Consider the following 2918-nt stretch of genomic DNA (forward strand, 5'->3'; position numbering starts at 1 on the left):
CGATCCCCCCTTAGTCTCCCCTTGATAAGGGGGGTGGGGATCCCCCCTTAGTCTCCCCTTGATAAGGGGGGTGGGGATCCCCCCTTAATCCCCCCTTGATAAGGGGGGTGGGGATCCCCCCTTAATCCCCCCTTGATAAGGGGGGCATCTGATAATTTTTAACGCCTACCTACTTAACCCTCTCGATGGAGAAATTGTCTATCAACTCTCTTAATCTCATCCTTCATAGATATCGGAGAAATATTCATGGTATCCGCACCAGAAAGACCCTTAACAGAGCAAAATCCCCTTTCTCAAGACGAACTCTACAAAACCCATGCCTATTGGCGCGCTTGTAACTATTTAGCTGTAGGTATGATTTATCTGCGCGATAATCCCCTGCTCAAAGAACATCTTAAACCAGAACACGTTAAGTATCGTTTACTTGGTCACTGGGGAGCAAGTCCGGCCTTAAGTTTTACCTACGTTCACCTCAACCGTTTAATCAAAAAATACGACCTCGATATGATTTTTATGGCCGGTCCTGGCCATGGGGCGCCGGGGGTACTCGGTCCGGTTTATCTAGAAGGAACCTATTCGGAAATTTACCCCGATAAAAGTGAAGACGAGGAAGGATTACAAAAATTCTTTAAACAATTTTCTTTTCCCGGTCACATCGGCAGTCACGTCACCCCCGAAACCCCCGGTTCTATCCATGAGGGCGGCGAACTGGGTTATAGTGTTTCCCATGCCTACGGTTCTGTTTTTGACAATCCCGACCTAATTACGGCCGTGGTGGTGGGTGATGGGGAAGCTGAAACCGGTCCCCTTGCCACCGCATGGCACTCGAATAAATTCCTTAACCCGATTCGCGATGGTGCGGTACTGCCAATTTTAAACTTAAACGGTTATAAAATCGCTAATCCCACCATTCTCTCCCGTATTTCGACCCACGAGTTAGAAAGTCTCTTTGTCGGTTACGGTTACACTCCCTACATCGTCGAATGTAAGGAGGATGAAGACCTCATGCACTGCCATCAAAAAATGGCCGCTACCCTAGAACACTGTATCAATCAGATTCGCTCCTATCAACAGGAAGCTCGCAGCACAGGAGTGGCTAAACGTTACCCCTGGCCGATGATTATCCTCCGGTCTCCCAAGGGTTGGACGGGTCCGAAAAAGGTTGATGGTCATAAAGTAGAAGGATTCTGGCGCGCTCACCAAGTCCCCATGGGTGCCATGCAGGAAAACCCCGAACACTTGAGAAAATTAGAGGAGTGGATGAAAAGCTATAACCCGGAGGAATTATTTGACTATACCACGGGTAAATTTAAGCCAGAATTTAAAGAACTCGCTCCTAGGGGTCATCGTCGCATGAGTGCTAATCCGCACGCTAATGGCGGATTGGTGCGTAAAGACCTAAAAATGCCCGATTTTCGTCAGTATGCCGTAGATGTCACCCACCCGGGCCAAGTGGAAGCAGAAAACACGGGAGTGATGGGGGTATTTTTGCGGGATGTAATGCGAAATAATATGACTAATTTTCGCGTTTTTGGTCCCGATGAAACTGCTTCTAATCGTTTAGCAGCTCTCTATGAAGTGACTAAAAAAGCTTGGTTAGCTGATACCTATCCGGAGGATTTAGATGGTAGTCAATTATCTCCCGATGGTCGTGTGATGGAGATGCTGAGTGAACATACTTTAGTCGGTTGGTTAGAGGGTTATTTATTATCCGGTCGTCACGGTTTATTTCACTCCTACGAAGCTTTTGCCCACGTTATCGATTCCATGTTCAACCAACACGCTAAATGGCTCGATATCTGCAAAAATCATGTGCCTTGGCGCGCTTCTGTTTCCTCTTGGAATCTGTTATTATCCTCGGTGGTTTGGCGGCAGGATCACAATGGTTTTAGTCACCAAGACCCCGGTTTTATCGATTTAGTAACCAATAAAAGTGCCGACGTGGTGCGGGTTTATCTTCCCCCCGATGGTAACTGTTTATTAAGTGTGGCTAATCACTGTCTCAAGAGTAAGGATTACACTAATATTATCGTTGCTGATAAACAGAAACACCTGCAATACTTGACCATTGAAGAAGCAATTAAACACTGCACCAAAGGTATCGGTATTTGGGATTGGGCAAGTAACGATGATGACGGAATCAATCCCGATGAACCGGATGTAATTATGGCTTGCTGTGGGGATATTATCACTAAAGAATCCCTGGCAGCAACGGCAATTCTGCGGGAGGAATTCCCTTACTTAAAAGTTCGCTTTATCAATGTGGTTGATCTGTTTAAATTACAGTCGGAAAGTGAACACCCTCACGGTTTATCGGAACGGGATTTTGATAGTTTATTTACCACTGATAAGCCAATTATTTTTAATTTTCACGGTTATCCTTGGCTGATTCATAAACTGACCTACCGTCGCAGTAATCAGGAACGTATTCATGTGCGCGGTTACAAAGAAGAAGGGAATATTAATACTCCCCTAGAATTAGCGATTCGTAACCAAGTTGATCGTTTTCATTTAGTAATTGATGTCATTGATCGCGTGCCAAAATTAGGTTCTGCTGCTGGTCATGTGAAAGAACGGATGAAAAATGCTATTATCGATAATCTCGATTATGCTTTTACCAATGGCATCGATAAGGACGAGATTACTAACTGGAAATGGCCCTATTAATTAGGCTAGAAAGTGGTTTAGGTGATGATAATTTATTAGTTTACCGATAAATTTCATCTTCCTATTCCACCTAAATAAAATATTCTTTATTTTCTACAGGGTGAGAGTATCTCCAGCAATTCCAAATTCAAACGGTAGTGTAGGATACAGAATTGATTTCGCTTCTGTCCCTCAAAATAGAGTGAACGAGTTGCCCATTGGGTTTTGCAGGAATGGAAGTCCAAGATTTGAGTTTTATAGGGATGCTGAGC

Annotated in this window: 1 protein-coding gene; it reads left to right on the forward strand. The window is 44.6% G+C overall.

What is annotated here, in order from left to right:
- The first annotated feature begins 246 nt into the window (after nucleotides 1-246).
- Nucleotides 247-2667, forward strand: a complete 2421-nt coding sequence (locus tag PX482_RS14975; protein WP_002757306.1) for a phosphoketolase family protein — start codon at nucleotides 247-249, stop codon at nucleotides 2665-2667.
- The last annotated feature ends 251 nt before the right edge of the window (nucleotides 2668-2918 follow it).

Source organism: Microcystis sp. M53602_WE12 (genome assembly GCF_030065455.1).
GTDB classification, from domain to species: domain Bacteria; phylum Cyanobacteriota; class Cyanobacteriia; order Cyanobacteriales; family Microcystaceae; genus Microcystis; species Microcystis aeruginosa.